Genomic DNA, 25,388 nt, shown 5'->3' with positions numbered 1-25,388 from the left:
GCACGCAATGTATGCCACAGCGGAACACCGTAATTCAGCACTTCACATAGAAGCACAGATTAGATGTTATCACATATATGGCATGCAAGCAAGCATCTTTATTGTTGTTTTTTAAGTTTTTCCAAATACAATTTTTGCTTGTCTGTTAATGGATAATGCTCGAGTAAATCAGGTCGACGCTCGAATGTTCTTTTTAACGATTGTTCTTCGCGCCATTGTTCGATTTTCGCATGATTGCCTGATAATAATACTTCGGGTACTTGCATGCCTCGGAATTCAGCAGGTCGCGTATAATGTGGATGTTCTAACAGACCCGTTGAAAAAGAATCTTGGATATGGGAATCTGCTTGTCCCAACACGCCAGGTAAAAGGCGTACGACACTATCGATAACCGTCATCGCACCTAACTCACCACCTGTTAACACAAAATCACCAATCGATATTTCATCGGTAACGAGGTGCTGACGAATGCGTTCATCGTAGCCTTCGTAGTGACCACATAAGAACACTAATTCACTTTCTTGCGCTAGCTCTTCCGCTTTTTTTTGGGTGAAACGTTCACCCTGCGGACACATTAAGATAATACGTGGCTTTTTACCCGCTGTAATAGCCTCTACAGCACTAAACATCGGCTCTGGCTTTAACACCATCCCTGCACCGCCACCATACGGATAATCGTCTACCTGATTATGCTTGTTGCCAGAAAACGCACGAATATCTGATACTTCTAGCTTTACAGCCCCTTTTTCTTGAGCTTTTTTTAGTATCGATGCACCAAATACACCCGAAAACATATCAGGAAATAGACTTAATACGTGAATATGCATCATAGTAAGCCTTCCATCACATGAATAACAATTTTCTTTTCTTCCACATCAATATTTTTGACGATGTCTTCAATATATGGAATGTAATGCTCTTTTTTAGCACCCTTCACTACCCACACATCATTGGCACCTGTTTGCAGAATATCTTTGACTTCACCAATTGTTGCACCTTCTTCAGATACAACCGTACAGCCTATAATTTCATGGAAGAAAAATTCATTTTCTTGTAATAAATCATCGGTCATTTGATCTTTCGTGATTTTGAGCATTCCTTCTTTGAACGGCTCGACAAAGTTGATATTATCCATACCTTCAAATGTTAACAAAATAAAGTTTTTATGACGGCGTACGGATTGAATTGTTACCCACGTTGGCTTTTTATCGTCTTTTTTAAACGCTGCAAGCTTATTCCCGACCGCAAAGCGTTCTTCTTCAAAATCTGTCGTCGATAAGATACGCACTTCACCACGAATTCCGTGCGTGTTCACAATACGACCTACATTAAACCATTCCATTCATTTCACCTCTATACCGTTATATATCCGTACTATATAAAAAAAGGAAGGAACCAGCAAGCTCCCCCCTCTTCTATCCAGATTTTACGCTACACATTTACAGCTCCTACGAATTCTAGCAACAACATAGTCGTTAAAATTGTTCAGTGCAAAATGGCGACAGGTTGCATAATTGCTACATTGTTACCTTATTGCGCGTAAACGAGCGTGAAAATCTTTTTATCAATCCAATATATCGACGTAAGTCTTTTTTTGATGGTGACTACCTGCCGCTGAATAAACAATTGTACGAATCGCTTTCGCTACTCGCCCTTGTTTGCCTATGACTTTCCCTCGATCCTCTGGATGAACAAAAAGTTTATAAACAATTCGATTTGCATTTTCGTCCGTCTCAATACGGACTTCTTCTGGATAATCGACTAACGGTAAAACGATTGCTTCAATCAGCTGCTTCAAAGACGTCTCCCCCGATTATTTACTGAATTTTTGGTTATGGAATTTTTCCATGATACCTTGTTCTGAGAACAAGTTACGCACTGTATCTGATGGTTTTGCACCGTCAGCTAACCATTTAAGAGCTTTCTCTTCATCAATGTTTACAGTAGCTGGTTGAGTTAGTGGGTTGTAAGTACCAACTGTTTCGATTGAACGACCGTCACGTGGTGAACGAGCGTCTGCAACTACGATACGATAGAAAGGAGATTTTTTAGCTCCCATACGTTTTAAGCGAATTTTAACTGCCATTTTAATAGCACCTCCGAATAAGTTTCACACAAGATAGTATATTATCAATGTTTATGTTGTTTGTAAAGTGTTTTTTCTTAACACCTATAAAATATTATTTAAACAATGAATCAAAGCCAGGTAATTTCATCTTTTTCTTGCCTTTACCTGTCGCCATACCTGTCATTTGCTTCATCATTTTTTTCATTTCGTCAAATTGTTTTAACAAACGGTTGACCTCTTGAATAGACGTACCTGAACCTTTGGCAATGCGCTTTTTACGGCTACCATTAATGATTTCGGGATTTGTCTTTTCAGCAGTTGTCATAGAGTAAATAATGGCTTCTACACGGCCCATTTGCTTATCATCTACTTTGACATTGTCTAAGCCTTTAATTTTGCCTGCACCTGGTAGCATTTTTAATATTTCGTCGAGCGGGCCCATTTTTTTCACTTGTTGTAATTGCTCAACAAAATCATCGAGTGTAAAGCTTTGCGTTTTGAACTTTTCTTCCAGTTCTTTCGCCTTTGCTTCATCGACGTTTGCCTGCGCCTTTTCAATTAGTGATAACACGTCACCCATGCCTAAAATACGAGATGCCATACGCTCCGGATGGAACGGTTCAAGCGCATCCAGTTTTTCGCCCATACCGACAAATTTAATTGGTTTCTGTGTCACCGAACGAATGGATAATGCTGCACCACCGCGTGTATCGCCATCCAGTTTTGTTAAAACAACCCCTGTAATGCCGACAGCCTCATTAAAACTTTCCGCAACGTTTACAGCATCTTGCCCCGTCATGGCATCTACCACAAGGAAAACTTCATCAGGCTCTTTTAACGCACGGATATCCTTTAATTCTTGCATTAAATCTTCATCGATATGCAAGCGACCTGCTGTATCGATAATGACAACATCATGATGTTCTTCTTTCGCCAGTTCAATTGCCTGACGAGCGATTTCAACTGGTGATACATCTGTGCCTAAAGCAAAAACAGGTAAAGATAATTGCTTTCCTAATGTTTGTAATTGCTGAACCGCAGCAGGGCGATAAACGTCCGCAGCAACTAGTAATGGTTTACGGTTATATTTTTTACGTAAAATATTTGCTAATTTACCAGTTGTTGTTGTTTTACCCGCACCTTGCAAACCGACCATCATAATGACAGTTGGTGGCTTTGTATTAAATTTAATCGGGCTTTGTTCGCCGCCCATCAGCTCCGTTAACTCGTCTTGAACGATTTTAATAACTTGTTGACCCGGTGTTAAGCTTTGCATAACATCTACACCAACAGCGCGTTCACTTACTTTTTTAACGAATTCCTTGACTACTTTTAAGTTAACATCCGCCTCGATTAAAGCAAATCGGACTTCACGCATCATTTCTTTAACGTCTTGTTCCGATACTTTACCCTTACCTTTAATCTTTTGGATCGTTCCTTGGAGTCGTTCCGCTAATCCTTCAAAAGCCACTGCTTTCGCCTCCTAATCCCATTCTTTCAACTGTTCAATAAGCGCCAACTGCTCCTCAACCGGCATACTTTTTTCTGTAATTCCAGCTGTAAGGCGCGCAAGCATTTGCGTACGTTGTTGAAATTTTTCCAGTAAACATAGTTTTTCTTCATATTCTTCAAGCATCGCTTCAGTTCGACGAATATTATCATAAACAGCTTGACGTGAAACTCCATATGATTCAGCGATTTCTCCAAGTGAGTGATCATCTAAATAATACAGTTCCATATAACTTCTTTGCTTATCTGTTAGTAATGCTTGATAAAAGTCGAAGAGAAAGTTCATGCGTGTTGTTTTTTCAAGTAGCATCGAGTTTCTCCCCCCGTTGTTAGTCATTTGTATCATAACGAAAAGCGCCCGTCTGTGTCAAGGTAATCTCCTTGTCTAAAAGCATTCTATTAGCTGAATAACGTTATTTCACCATTAGCTAGTATTTCTCTTTTAAACAATGTGTTTCACCTTTTAACAGTCGAGCGACCATGCTTTCAACTACAATCTTTTACTCTTCGCTATTTTGTAGTTCCTTATCTAAGCCTTCAGCAAATAAGCCGTATACATAGCGTTCTGCATCAAATGGTTGTAAATCATCCATTTTCTCGCCAAGACCTACAAATTTCACAGGAATGTGTAATTTATTTCGAATGGCAAGCACAATACCACCTTTTGCGGTACCATCGAGTTTCGTTAAAACAATTCCCGTTACATTTGTTACTTCTTTAAATGTTTGTGCCTGCACAAGTGCATTTTGACCAGTCGTTGCATCTAGTGCTAGTAACACCTCGTGAGGAGCATTCGGTATTTCCCGTGAAATAACTCGATGTACTTTTTCAAGTTCATTCATTAAGTTCACTTTGTTTTGTAAACGGCCCGCAGTATCACAAATTAAGACATCTGCTTTACGATTTTTCGCAGCACGTATTGCATCATACATAACCGCTGCTGGATCCGAACCTTCTGATTGCTTAATAACCTCGCAACCAACACGGTCTCCCCAAACTTGTAATTGGTCAATTGCCCCTGCACGGAACGTATCTCCTGCAGCTAAGACAACTGTTTTCCCTTCCGATTTTAGACGATGTGCTAACTTACCAATTGTTGTTGTTTTCCCAACACCGTTTACACCTACGAATAAAATAACCGTTAACTCACCATTAGGTTGCATATTTAGTTCGATTAAGTCTTCTTCCCCTTGCTCGTAAATTTCCACAAGTTTTTCAGAGATAATCGTTTGGATACCATTTGTATCTTTAATATTTTTGCGCTGTACCTCAAAGCGTAATTTATCCATTAATTCCATTACTGTTTCAAAGCCAACGTCTGCTTGTAATAATAGATCTTCTAGTTCTTCAAAAAAGTCCTCGTCTACTTTACGGTAGCGTGCCACTAAATCATTGACCTTAGAAGTAAAGGAATTACGGGTTTTTTCAAGACCCGCTTTAAATTTTTGTGTAATAGACCAGGCTGAAGGTTTTTTTTCTTTTACAGGTTCCTCTACAATCGCAATTTCCTGCACTTCTTCCTGTTTTTCTTCCTCCACAACATTCGAAGCTTGTGAATCAATGAAGTCCTCACTTGCTGATGATTCTTCTACTTTTTCTTGCAGCTCTTCATGACTTGATTCCTGTTGAACTGGCTCTACCGTATCTTCAAGCTTTAATTCGATAGATGACTCTTCGACTAAATTTTCTACTTTTTCTTCTGTTGGATTTCCAATTAGCTTATCTTTTAAACGTTTAAAAAAACTCATGCTTGTTCGCTCCTTTGCTCCGCAAGTACGGGTTCATCTTCTAATTTTACTGATACAAGTTTTGATACACCTGATTCCTGCATCGTAATACCATACAGTACGTCAGCTCCCTCCATTGTACCTTTACGGTGTGTAATAACAATGAATTGGGTATTGCGACTAAACTTTTTCAAGTATTCGCTGTATCGAACAACATTTGCCTCATCCAATGCCGCTTCTACTTCGTCGAGTATACAGAACGGCACAGGTCTAATATTTAAAATGGAGAATAGTAAAGCAATCGCGGTAAGTGCACGTTCACCACCAGAAAGTAAACTTAAATTTTGCAACTTTTTCCCTGGCGGTTGCGCAACAATTTCAATGCCCGTATCAAGCATATTGTCAGGATCAAGTAATACTAAATCTGCCTGACCGCCCCCAAACAATTCACGGAATACCCGTTTGAACTGCTCTCGAATGGCAAAAAATGTTTCACTAAAGCGTATTGTCATTTCTTCATCCATTTCTTTAATGGCTTCGTGTAAAGTATCCTGCGCTTCGAGTAAATCCTCACGTTGCTCTGTTAAAAAAGAATGTCGTTCTTGGACACGCTCAAATTCTTCAATCGCACTTAAGTTTACAGGACCTAATTCTTCAATAGATTTTTTCAATAACTTGACGCGACGTCGCATATGCTCTTCGTCTTCAATAGTTAAAGCGACTACCAGTGCCTCTTCAAACGTTAGTTGATAGTTTTCTTCGAGCTGATTTTTAAAATTACTCATCTCAAATTCTACGCGATTGCGCTTTAATTCATTCGCACGTATTGCTTCAATGAAGCCTTTATGTATACGTTGCAATTCCTTTAGCTGCTCTTCTAACGTTGTTAATTCCTGTTGTTGCGCCGCTTTTTCTCCCTTTTTCTGGGTAATTGTCACTTGTAACGTTTCTCTTCTAGCTTTCCAAGTTGCGACCTGCTCTTCCACTTCTTCATCACTCAATAATTTTGTCGATTCATCAGATTGAAGCCAGATTATTTCCTGAGAAATATTGTCGACTTTTTGGCGAGCTTTGTTTAATTGTAGGGCAAGTTCAGCGGTCGCAATTTGTACTTGCGACATTTGCTCCTGCATTACCGCTAACTCTGAACGTTTTTCTGCCGTTTGTTCGCGCAGAACATCTTTTTCTGTTTCACTTTGTAGTTTAACTTTACCTAATTGTTCTACCGTCTCGTTTATCGCTACTAATTCTTCAGCTAGCGCTGCTAAACGTGCAGTAGCTACTTCCTTTTGAGCAAGCAGCGCTTCCTCACGTGTTTTTACATCTTGCGTTTCATTTGAAGCAAAGGACACTCGGGCGGATAGACTTTTTTCTACAACCTCTAATTCTCGAAGGCGACTTGCCTGTTGCATTTCTTCTTTCCGCAGTTGTTCGCCTTCTAGTTTTAATTGTTCTACTTTGTCACGTAATGTGGCCAATGTCTCTTTTTCCGTTGCTACAGCCTGCTCTGCACTATAAATCGACGTTTCTAATGCTTCTAGCTTAGCTATCAGGCCATCGAGCTCGGCTTTTCTTGTAAATAGGGAAGATTGTTGTTTCGCTGCACCACCCGTTAAAGAACCTCCAGCATTGACAATATCCCCTTCGAGCGTTACGACACGGTAACGGAAACCACATAATCGCGCAATTTGACTTGCCCCTTCTAAATGCGCTGCAACGATGACATTGCCAAGCAAATTTTCAACAATGGAGCGATTGTCCTCATCGAACGTGACAAGGGCATCTGCCATTTGTACGAACGCTGGATGCTCCGTAGCAAGCTGAATGGCTGACGGATTAATTTTGCGTGATTTCATAACCGTTTTTGGTAAGAATGTCGCACGCCCCGCTCTTTTTTGCTTTAACCAACGGATAGCTTGTTGGGCGTTCTGTTCGTTCGTCGTCACAATATGTTGGGAGGCGGCACCTAAAGCCGTTTCAATCGCTTGCGAATATTTGCCATTGACCTGAATCAATTCCGCCACTGCGCCTTCAATACCAAATAATTCACCTTTATCACGCGCCAGTAATACTTCCTTAACACCATGGAAGAAGCCAGAGAAATCAGCTTCTAGCTCTGCTAATGTATCTTTTCTAGCTTTTAATTGTTGTTGGTGCTGATACGCCTTATACAGCATTTCTTGCTTATCATTAAAAGAAAGATTCACTTTTTTAAACTGCATTTGCAATGCTTCATATTGTTCGAGCTTCTGTTGCAATGCAGTCGTTGTTGTTGTATGTAGGCCAACAAGTGTTTCTTTCTCCGCCACAACTTCAATCAATTCTTGACCAATCTCATCCGTTTGGTCTGTCATACGAGCTGCCATTGCTTTTTGTTGTGATAATTGTTGTTCGATATTTTTTAATTCATTTTTGACTGTTGCTTCTTCGTTTAATGAATCGATATAGCGGTTTTTATGCTCTTCCATTTCCTGTTCAATTTCTGTAACTGAACGGTTTAAGGATTGCTCTAATTGCTTAATGATTTGCTTTAGCGTTAAAACTTCTTGTTGTTTTTCTACAAACAATTGTTTTTTCTCAAGTTCTTGCGCAACTAATACCTCTACTTCATTTTGCGCTTCAAGTAATGATGTATTCAACTGCTGTAATTGATTCGTTGCATTCTGGCGTTTTTCAGCCATTAAAGCTTTACGACCATCCCAACGTTCCATTTCCATCGTTGCATCTACAAGCTCAGATTGTGCAGCATCCAATAAAACATCCAACTCTTTTAAATGTTTCCGAATATCCGTCGTTTGGGTTTCTAGCGCTTGAATATCCTTTGCTTGTTTTTGCTCTGTTTCAGATAGCTGCGCATACTCTTCTTTCAATGCATGCAAAGATTGTGCACAATTTTTTAAATCGTGCACAAGGATCGCAATATCAAAATCCTTTAGTTCCGTGGACATTTGTACATAGTCTCTTGCGCTAGAAGCTTGTATTTGCAAAGGCTCCAAACGGCTATCCAACTCATGTAAAATATCTAAAACACGGTAAAGGTTTTCATCTGTTTCTACAAGTTTATGCTCTGCTTTTTTCTTTCGTAGCTTATATTTTAAAACACCAGCCGCCTCTTCAAATATTGAGCGGCGATCGTCCGGGCGGCTATTTAAAATTTCATCGACACGGCCTTGTGAAATAATTGAAAAAGCCTCTTTCCCAAGTCCCGAATCCATAAACAAGTCCGTAATATCCTTCAGGCGACACTGCTGGTTATTTAATAAATATTCACTATCACCTGAACGGTATACGCGTCTTGTTACGCTGACCTCTGTATACGAAAAAGCAAGTTGCTCATCAGTATTATCTAAAATTAATGTTACCTCTGCAAAGTTTAGTGGCTTTCGAGAGTCACTCCCAGCAAAAATAACATCTTCCATCTTTGCCCCACGTAACGACTTTGCCGATTGCTCCCCGAGTACCCAACGAATAGCATCAGTTACATTACTTTTCCCACTGCCATTAGGTCCAACAACAGCTGTAACACCTGGTACAAAGTCAATACCAATGCGCTCCGCAAAAGATTTAAAGCCAATCACTTCGAGTCGTTTTAGGAACATCTATTAAGCCTCCTCTTTAGCAGTATGCTCACGCATTGCGCGCATCGCACATTGTGCTGCTTGTTGCTCGGCTTCTTTTTTTGATTTCCCTCGACCAATACCAAGCTCTTGTCCATTTAATAACACGCTTGATACAAAGGTACGGTTATGCGCTGGGCCCTTTTCATCAATAATTTCATAATGAAGTAAACCGTTATTTGTTTGCTGTACCATTTCTTGTAGTTGGCTTTTAAAATCCATCACATGCGAAAAAGCACCGACTTCTACCTTTGGGAACACGATTCGTTCTAAAAATGTCACGACCGTTTGCAAATCCTGATCTAAATAAAGAGCACCTACAAATGATTCAAAAACATCTGCAAGTAGCGCTGGGCGTTCCCGTCCACCTGTTAATTCTTCACCTTTTCCAAGCAATACAAAGCGACCAAATCCTAATTCATTTGCAAAAATAACAAGGGATGGTTCACAAACGATTGAAGCTCGCAATTTTGTTAATTCGCCCTCACTCATATGCGGGTATTTCTCAAAAAGGTATTTAGAAACAGACAGTTCAAGTACAGCGTCGCCTAAAAATTCGAGACGCTCATTATCCGTAAACAATTTACGGCGATGCTCATTCACATAAGATGAATGCGTGAATGCTTGATACAATAAATTTTTATTAATAAATGTGATGTTTAATTCATGCTGTAATAGCTCGAATTGATTGCGTACTTTTTCAGGAAGTACGCCTGATTTCTGCATAGTTCCTTTTCTTCTCATAGCCATTGAACAATCTGCCTTCCTAATAGTTTCTACCGTCTTAGTGTACCTTTTTCAAGGCATTTATGCAAAAGTATTTCGGCATAAATACAATGTTTTGGAAGTTTTTTCGTATTTTTTTAACAAAAATAAAAAAAGGTACGTCCATCGTTCGAAAAACGAACCATTTCGTACCTTTAAAATACATCAAAGCATATACGCTTTTGCCATTATGCTTTGATGTAAGTCTACAATGGTATCAGATTTTGTATTATCAAAATCTGTGTCATCTACCAGAAAATTAGTTAATTTTACCTTCGATGTATGAAATAGCAGAACCAACTGTTGAAATTTTTTCAGCATCTTCATCAGAAATTTCCATATCGAATTCGTCTTCAAGCTCCATTACAAGCTCAACAACGTCTAATGAGTCTGCACCTAAATCATCACGGAAAGAAGCTTCTAGTGTAACTTCACTTTCCTCAACACCTAAACGGTCTACGATTACTTTTGTTACGCGCTCTAATACTGTAGTCAAAACGTTCACCTCCCCTCAAATGATTATACAAAAAATTAAAAATTATGCTATAGCATATTATTACATCACCATGCCGCCGTCAATATGTAGCGTTTGGCCTGTCATATAGTTTGCATCTTCAGAAGCTAAAAACGCAACTGCTTTCGCAATATCCTCAGGTTGCCCAAGTTTAGCGAGAGGAATTTGTGTCAGCATGCCTTGTTTTAAATCTTCTGGAAGCTGTTCTGTCATTTCAGTTTCAATAAAACCTGGAGCAATGGCATTTACTAAAATATTACGTGACGCAAGTTCTTTTGCCGTCGTTTTTGTTAAGCCAATGACGCCTGCTTTTGCCGCTACATAATTAGCTTGCCCTGCATTACCAGCAACACCAACGATAGAAGAAATATTAATGATGCGCCCTGCACGCTGCTTCATCATTTGACGAGTGACTGCTTTTGTACAAAGGAATACACCTTTTAAGTTTGTATCGAGTACATCGTCCCATTCTTCTTCTTTCATGCGCATCAATAAATTATCGCGAGTAATTCCTGCATTATTTACTAAAATATCAAGCGCGCCAAATGTTTTGACTGCCGCATCCATTAATGCAGTAACTTCCTCTGTTTTGGAGACACTTGCTTGAACGGCAATCGCCTCTCCACCATTTGCTTGAATTGTCGCAACTACTTCCTCTGCTTTTGCCTGTGAGCCGCTATAGTTAACAACAACCTTCGCACCTTCATCCGCAAGCTTCAATGCAATTGCACGTCCAATTCCTCGTGAAGCACCTGTTACAACCGCAACTTTACCTTCTAATTTACGCATTGATTGTCCACTCCTTCGACGCTTCTATTACCGCTTCTAATGACGCTTCATCATATACACAATATGTTGCCACTGAACGATCTATTTTCTTAACTAAACCACTTAACACTTTACCAGGACCACACTCAATAAATACATCCACGCCTTGCGCAATCATTTCGCGAACGGATGCTTCCCATTGTACAGCGCTATACACTTGTTCAACTAATTCTTGTTGAATAGCTGGTACATCTTGTAATTCTTTCGCCTTCACGTTGCTAATTACCGGAATTTGTGGTTCCGATAAAGTAATTTCGGCTAGCGTAGCTTGTAATTGTTCTGAAGATGGTCGCATTAATTCTGAATGGAAAGGTCCACTTACTACTAACGGAATTGCACGTTTTGCACCCGCTTCTTTTGCAGCTACAGAGGCCTTATCAACGCCTTCCTTAGTACCAGAAATAACTATTTGTCCTGGACAGTTGACGTTTGCAACTTGAACTACATCACCTTCAGCAGTAACTTTAGCAGTTACTGCATGTAACGCCTCAAGCTCCATTCCAAGAATAGCTGCCATTGCACCTTGCCCTGCTGGTACAGCTTCGTTCATGTATAAACCACGTTTATGAACAACAGCTACAGCATCCTCAAACGATAGCACCCCTGCGATGACTAATGCACCGTATTCTCCAAGAGAGTGACCCGCAGCATAATGTGGCGTAATGCCTGCAGCACGCAATTTTTCAGCAACCATAACACCTGTCGTTAATAATGCTGGTTGCGCATGGTATGTTAGCGTTAACTCTTCAGCAGGTCCTTCTAACATTAATTTAGATAAGTCAAAACCAAGTGTCTTGTTAGCACTTTCGTAGAATGCCTTACTTTCTTGCGAATTGCTTATAAATTCTTGACCCATGCCAACCGTCTGTGAGCCTTGGCCTGGAAAAATAAATGCAATTTTCGTCATTTCTTACTAATCCCCTTTGTTAATCAATTTCTAAGTGACGTACTGTATCGGTAATAGTTGATATCACTGTATGCTCTACCATCGTATTGGCTTGACGGATTGCACTATAGATTGCTTTCGCATTGGATGATCCATGCGCTTTAATTACAGGTGCTTGTAAACCAAACAAACCTGCACCGCCATACTCTGTATAGTCCATTTTATTTTTTAAGTCACGTAAATTATTTTTCATTAACATTGCTGAAATTTTCGTTTTGGTAGAAGACATAAATGCCTCTTTTAGCATTGTAAACAATGCACCCGCTGTTCCTTCTATTGACTTCAGCACCATATTGCCTGTAAATCCATCTGTCACAACGACGTCTGCTACCCCATCAAGTAAATCACGCGCCTCAACGTTGCCGATAAAATTCAAGTCCGCTTCTTTTAATAAGGCAAAAGCAGCTTTCGTTAAATCATTGCCTTTTTTATCTTCAGTTCCGATATTTAAAAGACCAATACGTGGCTTTTGTAAACCGCCTACCTTTTTGGCGTATATATCACCCATAATCGCATATTGCAGTAAATGTTCTGGTCGGGCATCTGCATTCGCTCCTAAATCGAGCATTAAAAATCCTTTGCCATCAAGTGTCGGTAATGTCGTAGCTAATGCAGGTCGAGCAATACCTTCAATACGCCCTACCTTAAACAAACCACCTGCCATTAATGCACCTGTATTTCCCGCCGAAAGACAGGCATCTGCCTTCCCTTCTTCCACTGCATCCATCATGCGTGCCATCGATGAATCTTTTTTACGTCGTACAGCACGTGCAGGGTCATCTGTGCCCTCGACCACTTCTTCACAATGAATAACCGTTAAGCGGTCATGCATTTTCAAATAAGGGTCAAGCTTTTCTTGCTGTCCATATAACTGAATTTCCAAATTTGGAATTTGTTCTAATGCTAATAATGCACCTTCCACTACTGACTTTGGTGCATTGTCGCCACCCATTCCATCAAGTGCTAATTTCATTCTTGTTCACCTTTACCTTTCGTGCGGTACATATCGAATTCACCAACCAAAACTGTTTCACCATTTACAGTAGATACAATTTCTACTTTTGTACGATGGCGTTCATCATCTCTTCCAACAACGACCGCCTTAGTAATAACACGATTTCCGGCTTTTACAGGTTTCACAAATGTAATATTGGAGTGCACTGTTAATGCAAGCTCATCATCAATTACCGCTACAGCTAATGAGTTTGCTTGTGCAAATAAATGATGTCCACGAGCAATGCCATTGCGCTGAAAAACGTGCTCATCTTTTACGTCAAAAATTGATAATGCACGATTGTCTAATTCTATATCAATAATTTCACCGATTACTTCGTCAATCGGTAACGATTTCACTTCATTTTCATAAGTTTTCGAAGCCACATCTTTAATTCGTTCACGCAATTCGGGAATTGCTAATTCCATACGATCCAATCGAATGGTTTGAACACTTACCTGAAATTCCGACGCGAGTTGTTCATCTGTGACGAATGGATTTTCCGCAATCGTTTCAGATAATAATCGCTGTCGCTCTTTTTTCGTTCGTCTCAACGTCATTCGCCACCTTTTGAGTTGTTATTAGCACTTGGTACTAATATCAGTATATAGAGTATAAAAAAAGAATGCAAGACTTGTTTTCAAAAACAAGCTCTCACATTCCTTATTACACAACGCTACATTAATCAAATCGTTCGCCTTGAAGGACGCCAGACTGTTGTAGCATTTCACGCAAATATCGATACATCTCATCATGCCAAAATGCATCTGTATCAATCATTTCTGTTGCATCTTTTCGTGCCGTCTCCAGGGTTCTATAATCATGTACTAAATCGGCTACTTTAAAATCAGGCAAGCCGCTTTGCTTACGGCCGAAAAAGTCTCCTGGTCCACGAAGCTCTAAATCTTTTTCAGCTAGTCGGAAACCATCATTTGTTTCGGTCATAGACTGCATTCGCTCTTTACCCTCATCCGATTTTGGATCAGCAATTAATATACAGTAGGATTGATGCTCACCACGTCCTACACGACCGCGGAGCTGATGTAGCTGCGCTAAGCCAAAACGTTCCGCATCGTAGACTACCATAAACGTTGCATTGGGCACATTTACGCCGACCTCAACAACAGTCGTAGATACTAAGACGTGAATATCGCCCTCACTAAAGCCTCGCATTATCGCATCTTTTTCATCTGCTGGTAAGCGACCATGCATTAACCCAACTTTAAAGCGTCCAGTAAAATACGATGCGAGTTGCTCATAAATCTCTACGGCATTTTGAACATCCAGTTTATCCGACTCTTCAATCAAAGGACAAATGGCATATGCTTGTCTACCTGCTGTCAGCTCTAACTCTAATTTAGCTAATACGGAACCCAATTGTTCTTTTTTCATCCAATGGGTTTCAATTTCTTTACGCCCTGCCGGCATTTCATCAATTAACGAGACGTCCATTTCACCAAACGCTGTAATCGCCAGTGTTCGTGGGATAGGCGTAGCCGTCATAAAGAGCACATCAGGGTTTTCTCCTTTATCACGTAAAATTCTACGTTGTTCCACACCAAAGCGATGCTGTTCGTCCGTTATAACAAAGCCCAGCCTCTTGAAGAGAACATCAGGTTGGATCAGAGCGTGGGTGCCTATAACAATATCAATTTCTCCATCAGCCAGTGCAGCTAATAGTAGACGGCGCTCCTTCGTTTTCGTTGAGCCTGATAATAACGCGACACGTACACCAAATGGCTCAAACCAAGCAACTAAGTTTTCAGCATGTTGCTCTGCTAATATTTCCGTCGGTGCCATTAGCGCCCCTTGAAATCCAGCTGTCACAGCAGCATATAAGCAAATAGCTGCCACAACTGTTTTTCCCGACCCAACATCGCCTTGTAGCAAACGATTCATGCGATGCGGTGCTTTTAAATCTTTACATATTTCATTGACAACACGCTTTTGAGCACCTGTTAACTCGTACGGCAATGAAGCAATAAATGCCCGTAGTTTTTGCAAGTCGAACTGTATAATCGTACCGTGTTCAGTATCCTTACGTATTTTACGTAATGCTTGAATACGGAGCTGAAAGTTTAATAACTCTTCATAAGCAAAGCGTCTTCTAGCTTGTTTCGCATGCTCAGCATTTTGTGGAAAATGAATACCTTCCAACCCATCGCGTATTGACACTAATTTATAGGCATCCTGCAAATGCTGTGGAATCGCATCTGGTAATACCGCACCAAAGTCATCTAACACCTGTCGCATATATTTCCGAAACCGTTTTTGTGGAATTAAACCTCTCAAGCTATAGACAGGTTCAAAGTCTACTTGGTCGATTTTCGGTCCAAAAGTGACAGTGGTGCCATTAATAACTTGTCTACCTCTATCCCATTTGCCCGTCACTGTCACAATAGTACCTGGTATAAGCTTTTGCTTTAAATAGTTTTGATTGAAAAATACGACTTTTACTAAATGGCGCCCCGCAAGCACTGTTACTTGCAAGCGAGATTTGTTGCGTCCTAAAAACAACACAGTCGGCTCACGTTCTACTTTACATTCAACGGTAACTCGCTCATTATGTGGTGTTTGCGCTAAATCCTTTAAACGGAAATCCTCATGCCGATGTGGAAAGGTCCATAAAATATCGTTTACCGTCTCGATACCCAATGTTTCTAAGTGTGCTGCGGTTTCTTTCCCGACTCCTTTTAATTCGGAGACAGGACTGCTTAATTCAGTCACCTGTCACAACAGCTCTTGAGATTTGTTGTGTCACAAATCTCAAGAACCTACCTCCCTTCTATGTCAATTGTTTTATTGTTATTCGTAGATACATCCGTTCTCATTTTAACTGTATCATAAATCTTTTCTTTCGTGTCGACACAGTAACTTTCAAATTGCACTTATTCGGGCGCTATCGCCACGAAAATCCCTTCTATTGGCACGAAACCTTCAGGTCCCCGCTGTAGCGGATTACAACGACATAACAAAAAAGCGTTAGATTGATTGCAGTCAATCTAACGCTTTTACAATCTACTCTATTGTGATTCTTGCTTTTAGTATGCTTTGTAAATCGCCATTATTAAGAATCGCATTGCTAATTGCTTTGCCTGTTGGCGTCGCCGCTAGTCCACCACGCGCTGTTTCTTTCAAGTTCGGGCTCATTGACTGACCGATGCGATACATCGCTCCAATGACTTCATCACATGGGATACGACTCGTAACACCTGCTAAAGCCATATCTGCTGCTACAAGCGAATTCGCTGCCCCCATTGCATTACGTTTAACACAAGGCACTTCGACTAAGCCCGCTACGGGATCACAAACGAGACCTAGCATATTTTTCAGCGTAATAGCAAATGCTTCTGCACATTGTTGAGGTGTCCCTCCTGCCATTTCCACTATTGCCGCCGCCGCCATACCCGCTGCCGAACCAACTTCAGCCTGACAGCCACCTGCAGCACCCGAGATAGAAGCATTGTTTGCTACCACAAAACCAAAGGCGCCTGAAGTAAATAGATAGCGAATCATTTGCTCACGCGTTGGGTTTAGCTTATTTTTTACTGCAAATAAAGTGCCTGGCACTACTCCCGCAGAACCGGCTGTAGGTGTTGCACAAATTGTGCCCATGGCAGCATTTACTTCATTCGTAGCAACTGCTTTACTGACCGCATCCAATAATAAATCTCCAGAAAGCGATTTGCCTTGTGCAATATAATTTTGAAGTAGGACAGCATCACCACCAGTCAAACCTGTAACAGACTTTACTCCTTGTAAGCCTCGTTCAACCGCTTCTTCCATCACTGTTAAGTTTTGATCCATTTGTTGCATAATTTCTTCGCGTGTTCGACCACTTATTAGTATTTCTTGTTCAATCATTAGCTCAGAAATTTGCTTTTCTTCACGCTCTGCTCGTTCTACAAGCTCACGGACATTATGAAATAATACATCCATTTTGGGACACCCCCTTAGTTATTAATTTTCGATACTTTTGTAATATGTGGTATTAATGAAATTTGTTGAAGTACTTTGTCCTCAATATTTTGATCGATCTCAATCACCATTAAAGCCGTTAAGCCACGTTCGATACGTGAAACTTCCATATGGCCAATATTGACATTATGCATTGCTAAGCAATTTGCCACATTGGCAATACAGCCCGCGCGGTCATCATGTACAACAAGAATAGCAGGCATGCCACCCGTTAAGCGAAGCTTGAAGCCATTGACCTCGCTTACTTCAATTTTTCCCCCGCCAATTGAAATACCGACAATTGACATTTCGCCATCATCGTCACCAAATACCAATCTCGCTGTATTCGGATGCTCTGTATTAGCTGTTTCAGGAATAAATTCATATTGCATGCCAGCTTTTTCTGCATGCTCAAAAGCCGTTTTAATTCGCTCATCAAATGTATCAAAATCTAATAAACCACCAATTATTGCTACATCTGTCCCATGCCCTCTGTATGTTTCTGCAAACGAACCATATAGGTGGATTTTCACCCATTTCGGCTGTCTGCCAAATAAATCTCTTGCAACACGGCCAATACGCGCTGCACCTGCTGTATGAGAAGAAGATGGACCAATCATAACAGGTCCAATAATATCAAAAACCGATGTAAATTTCATACAAGCACCCCTCTATTCTATTCATATAATAATTTTACTTTTACTTATATCATGCTTGATAGTTACTATAAAAGTAAAGCACTACTTTATCAACTTTCAGAAAATTAAAACGACTATAATTTCTTAATCATTTATATTATTTCTTTATTGTACTCCCTACAAATACAAGCACTCTAAAGAGCTAATATTCCAGCATTTACAAGTTAACTGTCCTTTGAAGAAATACACAAAACAATCTATTTTGCTTATTTCTTCTTGTATTCAACGCTGGCATTCCTTTTACCATAAACAAAAGCAGTACACAACTTGTGCACTGCTTCGTCACCTCGTTCACTCTGCAACCTAATATTATTCTACCGAAATAATATATGGATATAATCCTTGTTTACCATTAAATAACTCCACTTCGACATCTGGATAGTTTTCTTCGATAAATTGGATTAATTCAGAGGCTTTTTCTTCAGACGTATCTTCGCCATAAATAATTGTTACGATTTCCGTATTTGCATCTACTAAATCTGTAATAACTTTCTCAGCAGCGTCTTTTAACGCTGGTGTAGAGAGCACAATTTTCCCTTCAGCAAGCGCCATAAAATCGTCTTTATGAATTTCTACGCCATCAATCGACGTATCACGCACTGCATAAGTGACTTGCCCTGTTTTTACATGAGCAAATGCTTCTGTCATCGCTTTTTGGTTTGTTTCAACTGTCGCTTCTGGATTAAATGAAAGAATGGCTGCCATCCCTTGAGGAATTGTTTTTGTTGCCACAACTGCAGCTTCAATACCCAATAACTCTACAGCTTGCTCAGCTGCCATTACTATATTTTTGTTGTTTGGTAAAATAAGTACTTTTTCAGCACCAATTTCCTGTACAGCTTTCACAATATCTTCAGTTGAAGGGTTCATCGTTTGTCCGCCCTCAATCACATAAGAAGCACCAATCGAGCGTAGTAATTCAGCCACACCTTCTCCCATTGCAATCGTAACAATCGCATAAGGATGTTTTTCAGCTTTTTTCGTTGGAGCTGGTGCAGATGCTTTGTGATCCTCGCCAACGATAGCGGAATGTTGCTCACGCATATTATCAACTTTGATTTTAATAAGACTACCATATTTTTGCCCCATCGCTAAAACAGCGCCCGGTTGCTCAGAATGAATATGCACTTTCGCAATTTCTTCATCTGAAATAACAAGCAACGAGTCACCTAATGGGTTTAATTCATTACGGAATTGTTCCTCACTGAATGGCTCTTTATCCTCTTCAAAACGAACCATAATTTCCGTACAATAGCCAAATTCAATATCTGCAGTATTCATAAAGTCTTGGGCTCTATGATGTTCGGCATTAATTAAATCATCTAATGTTGCATCATTTTTCTTTGGTAGTGGCTCGCCTTTTAAAGAGGCTAAAAAACCTTCGTAGACAAATAGTAATCCTTGACCACCACTATCCACGACGCCTACTTCTTTTAACACCGGTAACAGGTCTGGTGTGCGCTCTAGTGAAGCCTTTGCTTCCGCCGTAAATGCTTCCATAACAGCAATGATATCGTTTTCACTTTCAGCAACTTCTACACCTTTTTTAGCCGCTTCTCGTGCAACAGTTAAGATTGTTCCCTCAACTGGTTTCATTACTGCTTTATAAGCTGTATCGACACCAGCTTGGAAAGCACCAGCAAAAGCTTTTGCATTAATTGTTGCTTCTTTTTCTACAAATTTACCGAAACCTCGGAATAGTTGCGATAAGATTACACCTGAATTCCCACGTGCACCCATAAGCAATCCTTTTGATAACGCTTGTGCCGTTTTCCCAATATGTTCTGACGCTTGAAGTTCGGTTTCCTTAGCACCAGATGTCATCGATAAGTTCATGTTTGTCCCTGTATCCCCATCTGGTACTGGGAATACATTTAAAGAATCTACATAATTTGCATTTTGGAATAGGTGATGAGCACCCATTTGCACCATTTCAGCAAATTTTAATCCGTCTAAAGACTGCATTCGAATTTGTTCCTCCTCTTACTCATTCGCTACACGAACGCCCTGCACAAAGATATTGACAGATTTAACGCTCATACCTAATGTTTTATCCACTGTATATTTCACTTTCGACTGTACTTGATAAGCAACTTCCGAAATTTTAGTCCCGTAACTAACAATAATATACATATCAATATGTAAATCTTCTTCTTGTTGTCGAATTACAACACCTTTCGCAAAGTTCTCTTTACGTAAAATATCAGTTAGACCATCACGAATTTGATGTTTAGATGCCATGCCAACAATACCGTAGCATTCTATAGCAGCGCCACCAGCAATTTGTGCAAGTACATCTGTTGAAATATCAATTTGGCCGAATTCATTATTTAATTCAATTGACATAGAAATGCCCCCTTGGCTCTTTTTGACTAAATTATATTGTACCACTTCGGGTATACATTAAGCAACCTAAGTTGCCTTGAAAGCGCTTTGTGTCAACGTTTTTAGCGTTCCATTCCTACCCAATTAGCTTGCAACATTTATGGTTCTCTGTTCTGAACGACCTATTAAACAGCATTTCCTTAAATGTTACGGTCGAAACATTGTCATTAAATATCTATGTATTGGTAGACAAAAAAGCTGATGTTTAAATACATCAGCTTTTTTGTGGGATTCTGCTAACACCTAAGATGCTCTCTTTACTACTGGTGTTTCAGTTGTTTCGCGGGTATTCGCTTTCTTTTCGCGGGTATTTCTCTTTATTTCGCGAGTATCTCACTCTACTCCGCGGGTATTTCACTCTCTGCTGCATATAAGCTTTTTATAAGTGTTTCAATCATCACAGGCATTTCTTTAAATGCACTATCTACATGTAAACGCTCTGTCTTTTGATGTGCATCTTTGCCGAATGGCCCCACATTTAACACTGGGCCCTTTAAGGCAGACATGGCTTCAAATGGAATACTATACGTATCACCATAAACAGGTGTGTTGCGCTCAAATGCAGCCCAGCCATTGGAATCATCTGAATAATTGACATAACTTAAATCACAAATGCCATTGAAATAGTGTATTTGCTCGACTTCAATAGCAAATGTTTTGGCTGTTTTCTTCATTAATTCGATTGATTGCTTGACGAGCGGATGCTGTGAAGAATTAATAGCTGGGTAATAAGGAGGTGCGTATAAAAGCACCGTTGCTGGTGTTAGCTCCTGACATCGAATCATCAATTGATCTACAATACGAATCGACTTCTCCCGATCATCCCACGCTGTATTTTCTAGCACTTGGTTTTTAATATGCTTTACTTCCTCTGCGCCAAGTTTTTGAATAGCATGCTCTAAAACTGCCTCATAGCGAAGTACATTTACTTTCCCAACACCTTGTACTTGTTCGCGTTCACAAATTTGCTTATATTGCATATTACAAGCAGCCATTGCCTCCAATGCAACTTGTTCAAAAATTTCCATAACCTCTGTTGCCGTCCGCTTTAACAAAAATACATTATAAAGTGCGGCTGCACGATATGGCGTCTGTGTAGAATACTCCATTTTTAAATCCTTTAATTGTAAGGATACTGGCAATGGTGTACTTTCACCGAGATCTGTTTCGCGGAAAACTGGATTCCACTCCATATGCTGTGTCATAAAGGATGCAATATAGTTGGCTGTCATACCTTTTAACGGCTCACCTACATGCGTCTCTTTTCCATAAAATAAAGCAGCCGGCATAATCTTACCGATTGTCCCTGAATATATATATTCATTTATATCAGAAGGCCCTTGTGAAAACGAAGGTTCACTATTTAAATATAACTTATAGGTTAAACCGTATTGTTCACGCAACCTTACTAACTCAACTACGGCTGCACGCATACCAGCAGAATTGACTTCCTCATCCGGTACCGCTGTTAAAATTAGATTAATTGGCCATTGTTCAATACTCGCTTTTTCAATCAATTGCAAGTGTAAAGCGAGTCCCATTTTCATATCCATTGTGCCACGACCAAATAAATAATTACCCGACTCTAAATCAATTCTAGCCGCCTCTGGCAAATCTTTTTTATATTTAGGTTCCATTAGCATACTCGTCAACTCTTCTGGCCGACAAGCAAATGGCTCAAGCTCTCCATATTCCTCTGTATGAACCGTATCGAAATGACTAATTAGGACTACTGTTTCAGTAGCCGTTGGATGCTTGTACAATGCTGTAACCGCATGGCGACCGAGTCCCGCATCATGCAGTTCTATTAAGTTAGGATTATCTTGAAAATAAGAAAGCGTTTGCAACAGCTCTCTTAATTTAAAGGCGAATTCATTTTCACCTGCTGTTAATGTTCTGCTTTCCCAGCTTACAATTTCACATAATAATGCTCGCAGTTTGTCTGGTGTATTCCATAAATAATTGTTCATATTTAAAATCTCCTTTATCCACTAAAAATGAAACATCCATTAAGCATTCAGTGACTTTTCTTTGTCAGAAGTGATTGTACTCACTTTACTCAATTTCACTTTATAAAATAGCATACACGCTACAAAGAACCCTATGCCATATAACAACCCTATTCTTTGAGTCGGATCAAACGCTAAAAACACTAATATAATGACACAAAAAACAATACAAAATATTGGAATTAATGGGTACAATGGTGTTTTAAATTTCAAATCTGCCACATTGCCTCCCCCTTTTACATAACGGTATCGGAACATTAATTGAGACATGGCAATACCCATCCAAGAAATAGTCACCGAAATTCCCGCAATAGACATAAGCAACACAAATACTGCGTCAGCTTCCATCACACTTGTTAATAACGATAGCAGTGAAAATAGCATCGTAAAAATAAGCGCATTTAATGGCACTTTATTTTTTGTTAATCGACCAAAGTACTTTGGAGCCATGCCTTCTTTTGACATCGACCATAGTAATCGTGTGGAAGCATATAAGCATGAGTTCCCTACAGACAATATCGCTGTCAAAATAACGAAATTCATAATGCCCGCCGCATATGGAACACCCGCAATTTTCATCAATGTAACAAAAGGACTTTCAAGTAGCCCAAGTTCAGATGATGGAAAAATGGCAGACAGTACTATTATAGAAGCAATATAAAATACGATAATTCTGAACAAGATTGTACGTATTGCTCTTGGAATGTTTTTTTCTGGGTTTTCTGTTTCACCAGCAGCAATTCCTACTAGCTCGGAACCTTGATACGAGAAAATAACATTCATCATCGTGACAAAAATAATCGTAATGCCTGCAGGGAATAATCCTGTCGGTGCTAAATTCGTTAAATGTGGAGTCGGCCGATCAGCCAAAGGAATCAAGCCAAAAATAGCAGCTACACCAATTATTATAAAGGCAATTACAGCCACTACCTTAATGCTTGCAAACCAGAACTCTGCTTCTGCGAAACCTTTTGTTGTTAAAGCATTTAATGTAAACAAAAGCACCATAAAGACAGCACACCATATCCAAATCGGCACATTTGGGAACCAATGCTGCATTAATATGCCCGCTGCTGTAAACTCCACCCCCGCGGTGGCAGCAGATCCAACAAAGTACATCCAACCTAACGAAAAGCCTGCTGACGGACTGATAAATCGTGTTGCATATGTTTGGAAAGAACCTGTGACAGGCATATACACTGCCAATTCACCCAGACAGTTCATCACCATATATAAAATTAAACCACCAAATAAATAACCAATTAGTGCTCCACCAGGGCCAGCTTGATTAATTGTAAAACCTACATTTAAAAATAAACCTGTGCCAATCACACCACCAAGTGATAACATCAATAAATGTCGACTCTTCATAGAACGCTTCAATACATTATTATGCTGTTGCTCCCCTTTGCTCAACGTGTTTCCCCATTTCCGTATTTTGTCAAATTGTTGAATATTCAGATATTTAAAGTACTAAAACACCCAATCAATTTTCCCCTACAAATTGATTGGGCATGTTTTTTATTGACTTAAAATCGTAGTGATAAACAGCTCAATCCGCCATCATGCTTTCTAAATTCAGACATTTCAAGTTCAATCGTTTGATAGCCTAAGTCATTTAGTTTGCGATTAGTATCAGGATAACCGGCTGGAATAATGATAGTATCGTTTACTTGAATGCAGTTTGCAGAGTATTCATCTTGTTGTGGAATAACAATTTTCTCATAAGATTCAAATGCTGGATGATCGATAAACTCTCCAGCTACAACCATACGATTTTGTCCAACGTACGCGATGCCCGTTTTTAAATGGAAGAAATTTCGTAATGGAATAATCGTCGCTTCACAGCCTTCCCTTTCAACGATTTCTTTAAATTGTCGTGCGCCTTCTTCATTTGTACGATCTGAAATACCTACATAAAATTTCTTTTCAGCTTGCAAAACATCACCACCATCCAGTGTTCCAGGTGCTTCAATATAATATAGCTTGTCATAGAAATTTTTAACTGCTGGTTCAATTGCTTCAATTTCACGATTACGTGCTGCCGCTCCTGGATTTGTGATAATAGCAAATTCAGAAGTTAGTACCGCCGTATCTTCTACAAAAGTTGCATCTGGGAAAGCTTCATCTGCCTCAAGTTGAGTAACCTCTACACCACATTTTTTTAATGCTTCTACATAGCGTTCGTGCTGTTCAAATAACTTTTCTAAAATAGGTTTTCCTAGATCACTTGTTGTTAAGCCGTTAACAAAACTATTGCCTGGTGTTTTTACAATCACATTTTTAAACATATCATCCATCTCCCTTTTTATCCTCTGACTACTGGGCAAGTTAGACATGTAGGTCCACCTGTGCCTTTTACCGTAATTTCGTTACCTTTATATTCATATACCGTTGCACCCGCATCTAATAACTGCTGTTTAGTGGAAGGATTACCTTCAGGAATAACACATACTCTCGGCGCTAACGCTAACACGTTACATCCTAAAGTATCATACTCAGCTTTTGGTACTTCCACTAATTGAATTCCTCTTTCAATCAGAAGCTGACGGAAAAATACTGGCATTAAACGCGAATGTACAACAGCCAAATCCTTGTCTACCATACTAATAAAGGACATTAGATGTAAGCACTCTGCTTCCCCTAAATCATGAGGGAGTTGCACAACGATAAATTCATCGACCATAGTTGCTGTCATTTCCTTAATTTGACGAATTGCTTCATCGTTCGTGCGATATCCTCGACCAACTGCAAGCGTACGGTCATCAAGCCAAACCAGATCCCCTCCATCTGAAACAGCATCACCCGACAATTCACCGATTATTGCAATCCCTTTGTCTTGTAAAAATTCCTTATAAACAACTGCCTCAGGTTGTCTTAACTTTTTACCAGATTTCAAAATAATTGCACCATGTGGTGTGAATTTTACAGGATCATGCGCATAAAGCGAATCTAATCCTACTTCATTTGACGCTGGTAAATAATCAATTTGTTCAACATACTTCTCTAGAACGGCTATAAACTCAGCATATTCTGTAAGAGCCTCCTGATAGTTAGGTTCTGATAAATAGTTGAAAGTTTTCCATTCATCCGCAAGATGCTCTTGGCTTTTAAAAGCCTCTTTCGGATGTTTAATAATTACGTGTTTTAAAGGTGCATACATGGATGAACAATAATGCATACCTTCACCCCTTTTCCGTTTAGTGGAAAACGTTTCCGTTAAGAGGAAAGTTTATATAAAAAATATAGGCGTTATATGATATACTGTCAATATATTTAGAAAAATTTTAATATTATCTTTTTCAAAGAGAAAACTAACTATGGACGACAACGAAGGAACTAGACGAACAGGAAGAATAAAAATAAAATAA

General features: G+C 39.7%; 23 protein-coding genes. All 23 read right to left on the bottom strand.

All coding sequences use genetic code 11. From position 1 onward, the window contains the following. Positions 1–98: 98 nt before the first annotated feature. Positions 99–827, bottom strand: coding sequence for a tRNA (guanosine(37)-N1)-methyltransferase TrmD (trmD, locus tag I5435_RS04730; RefSeq protein ID WP_024362055.1), 729 nt, complete (start codon positions 825–827; stop codon positions 99–101). Continuing rightward, on the bottom strand, positions 827–1,342 hold the full coding sequence (gene rimM, locus I5435_RS04725) for a ribosome maturation factor RimM (RefSeq protein ID WP_024362056.1): 516 nt from the start codon (positions 1,340–1,342) through the stop codon (positions 827–829). Before rimM ends, trmD begins: the two co-directional genes overlap by 1 nt. Positions 1,343–1,564: 222 nt before the next feature. Beyond that, entirely contained in the window at positions 1,565–1,798 is a 234-nt protein-coding gene (locus tag I5435_RS04720) for a KH domain-containing protein (RefSeq protein WP_004269410.1), read from the bottom strand. Between the two features lie 15 nt (positions 1,799–1,813). Then, positions 1,814–2,086 carry a 30S ribosomal protein S16 gene (gene rpsP / locus I5435_RS04715; protein ID WP_024362057.1) on the bottom strand — a complete coding sequence of 91 codons (273 nt, stop codon included), beginning with the start codon at positions 2,084–2,086 and terminating at the stop codon, positions 1,814–1,816. A gap of 94 nt (positions 2,087–2,180) precedes the next feature. Continuing rightward, entirely contained in the window at positions 2,181–3,539 is a 1,359-nt protein-coding gene (gene ffh, locus I5435_RS04710; RefSeq protein WP_024362058.1) for a signal recognition particle protein, read from the bottom strand. A gap of 12 nt (positions 3,540–3,551) precedes the next feature. Beyond that, positions 3,552–3,887, bottom strand: a complete 336-nt coding sequence (locus tag I5435_RS04705; protein WP_024362059.1) for a putative DNA-binding protein — start codon at positions 3,885–3,887, stop codon at positions 3,552–3,554. Positions 3,888–4,077: 190 nt separating this feature from the next. Further along, positions 4,078–5,325, bottom strand: coding sequence for a signal recognition particle-docking protein FtsY (gene ftsY, locus I5435_RS04700; RefSeq protein ID WP_337983321.1), 1,248 nt, complete (start codon positions 5,323–5,325; stop codon positions 4,078–4,080). Beyond that, on the bottom strand, positions 5,322–8,903 hold the full coding sequence (gene smc / locus I5435_RS04695) for a chromosome segregation protein SMC (RefSeq protein WP_337983320.1): 3,582 nt from the start codon (positions 8,901–8,903) through the stop codon (positions 5,322–5,324). The genes ftsY and smc overlap by 4 nt, the downstream gene beginning before the upstream one ends. A 3-nt stretch (positions 8,904–8,906) precedes the next feature. Then, a complete protein-coding gene (rnc, locus tag I5435_RS04690) occupies positions 8,907–9,671 on the bottom strand; it encodes a ribonuclease III (protein WP_024362062.1) in 765 nt (254 codons plus the stop codon). A gap of 274 nt (positions 9,672–9,945) precedes the next feature. After that, positions 9,946–10,182, bottom strand: coding sequence for an acyl carrier protein (gene acpP / locus I5435_RS04685; RefSeq protein ID WP_024362063.1), 237 nt, complete (start codon positions 10,180–10,182; stop codon positions 9,946–9,948). A gap of 60 nt (positions 10,183–10,242) precedes the next feature. Continuing rightward, the gene (gene fabG, locus I5435_RS04680; RefSeq protein ID WP_024362064.1) at positions 10,243–10,989 is read right to left on the bottom strand and encodes a 3-oxoacyl-[acyl-carrier-protein] reductase; all 747 of its coding nucleotides are present in this window, start codon (positions 10,987–10,989) and stop codon (positions 10,243–10,245) included. Beyond that, positions 10,982–11,935: an ACP S-malonyltransferase gene (gene fabD, locus I5435_RS04675; RefSeq protein ID WP_025218784.1), complete on the bottom strand. Its 954-nt coding sequence runs from the start codon at positions 11,933–11,935 to the stop codon at positions 10,982–10,984. Before fabD ends, fabG begins: the two co-directional genes overlap by 8 nt. A 19-nt stretch (positions 11,936–11,954) precedes the next feature. Beyond that, complete coding sequence (plsX, locus tag I5435_RS04670) at positions 11,955–12,947, bottom strand: phosphate acyltransferase PlsX (RefSeq protein ID WP_024362066.1); 993 nt, start codon at positions 12,945–12,947, stop codon at positions 11,955–11,957. Continuing rightward, entirely contained in the window at positions 12,944–13,522 is a 579-nt protein-coding gene (gene fapR, locus I5435_RS04665) for a transcription factor FapR (protein WP_024362067.1), read from the bottom strand. Before fapR ends, plsX begins: the two co-directional genes overlap by 4 nt. Positions 13,523–13,649: 127 nt before the next feature. Further along, on the bottom strand, positions 13,650–15,695 hold the full coding sequence (gene recG / locus I5435_RS04660) for an ATP-dependent DNA helicase RecG (RefSeq protein WP_024362068.1): 2,046 nt from the start codon (positions 15,693–15,695) through the stop codon (positions 13,650–13,652). 291 nt (positions 15,696–15,986) lie between these two features. Beyond that, positions 15,987–16,907, bottom strand: a complete 921-nt coding sequence (gene sdaAA / locus I5435_RS04655) for an L-serine ammonia-lyase, iron-sulfur-dependent, subunit alpha (protein ID WP_024362069.1) — start codon at positions 16,905–16,907, stop codon at positions 15,987–15,989. A gap of 14 nt (positions 16,908–16,921) precedes the next feature. Continuing rightward, on the bottom strand, positions 16,922–17,584 hold the full coding sequence (sdaAB, locus tag I5435_RS04650) for an L-serine ammonia-lyase, iron-sulfur-dependent subunit beta (protein ID WP_024362070.1): 663 nt from the start codon (positions 17,582–17,584) through the stop codon (positions 16,922–16,924). Positions 17,585–17,932: 348 nt separating this feature from the next. Then, complete coding sequence (locus I5435_RS04645; RefSeq protein WP_108029511.1) at positions 17,933–19,588, bottom strand: DAK2 domain-containing protein; 1,656 nt, start codon at positions 19,586–19,588, stop codon at positions 17,933–17,935. Positions 19,589–19,606: 18 nt separating this feature from the next. Further along, the gene (locus tag I5435_RS04640; protein WP_024362072.1) at positions 19,607–19,969 is read right to left on the bottom strand and encodes an Asp23/Gls24 family envelope stress response protein; all 363 of its coding nucleotides are present in this window, start codon (positions 19,967–19,969) and stop codon (positions 19,607–19,609) included. A gap of 377 nt (positions 19,970–20,346) precedes the next feature. Further along, positions 20,347–21,978 carry a M20/M25/M40 family metallo-hydrolase gene (locus I5435_RS04635; RefSeq protein ID WP_108029510.1) on the bottom strand — a complete coding sequence of 544 codons (1,632 nt, stop codon included), beginning with the start codon at positions 21,976–21,978 and terminating at the stop codon, positions 20,347–20,349. Between the two features lie 39 nt (positions 21,979–22,017). Next, a complete protein-coding gene (locus I5435_RS04630) occupies positions 22,018–23,388 on the bottom strand; it encodes an amino acid permease (RefSeq protein ID WP_108029695.1) in 1,371 nt (456 codons plus the stop codon). A gap of 158 nt (positions 23,389–23,546) precedes the next feature. Further along, on the bottom strand, positions 23,547–24,308 hold the full coding sequence (locus I5435_RS04625) for a dimethylarginine dimethylaminohydrolase family protein (protein WP_337983319.1): 762 nt from the start codon (positions 24,306–24,308) through the stop codon (positions 23,547–23,549). Positions 24,309–24,325: 17 nt separating this feature from the next. After that, a complete protein-coding gene (locus I5435_RS04620) occupies positions 24,326–25,198 on the bottom strand; it encodes a dimethylarginine dimethylaminohydrolase family protein (protein WP_337983318.1) in 873 nt (290 codons plus the stop codon). Positions 25,199–25,388: the final 190 nt, after the last annotated feature.

Source organism: Lysinibacillus sp. C5.1 (genome assembly GCF_016350185.1).
Classification (GTDB): domain Bacteria; phylum Bacillota; class Bacilli; order Bacillales_A; family Planococcaceae; genus Lysinibacillus; species Lysinibacillus sphaericus.
The sequence above is the reverse complement of the archived record's forward strand: the minus strand, read 5'-3'. Positions and strand labels throughout refer to the sequence as shown.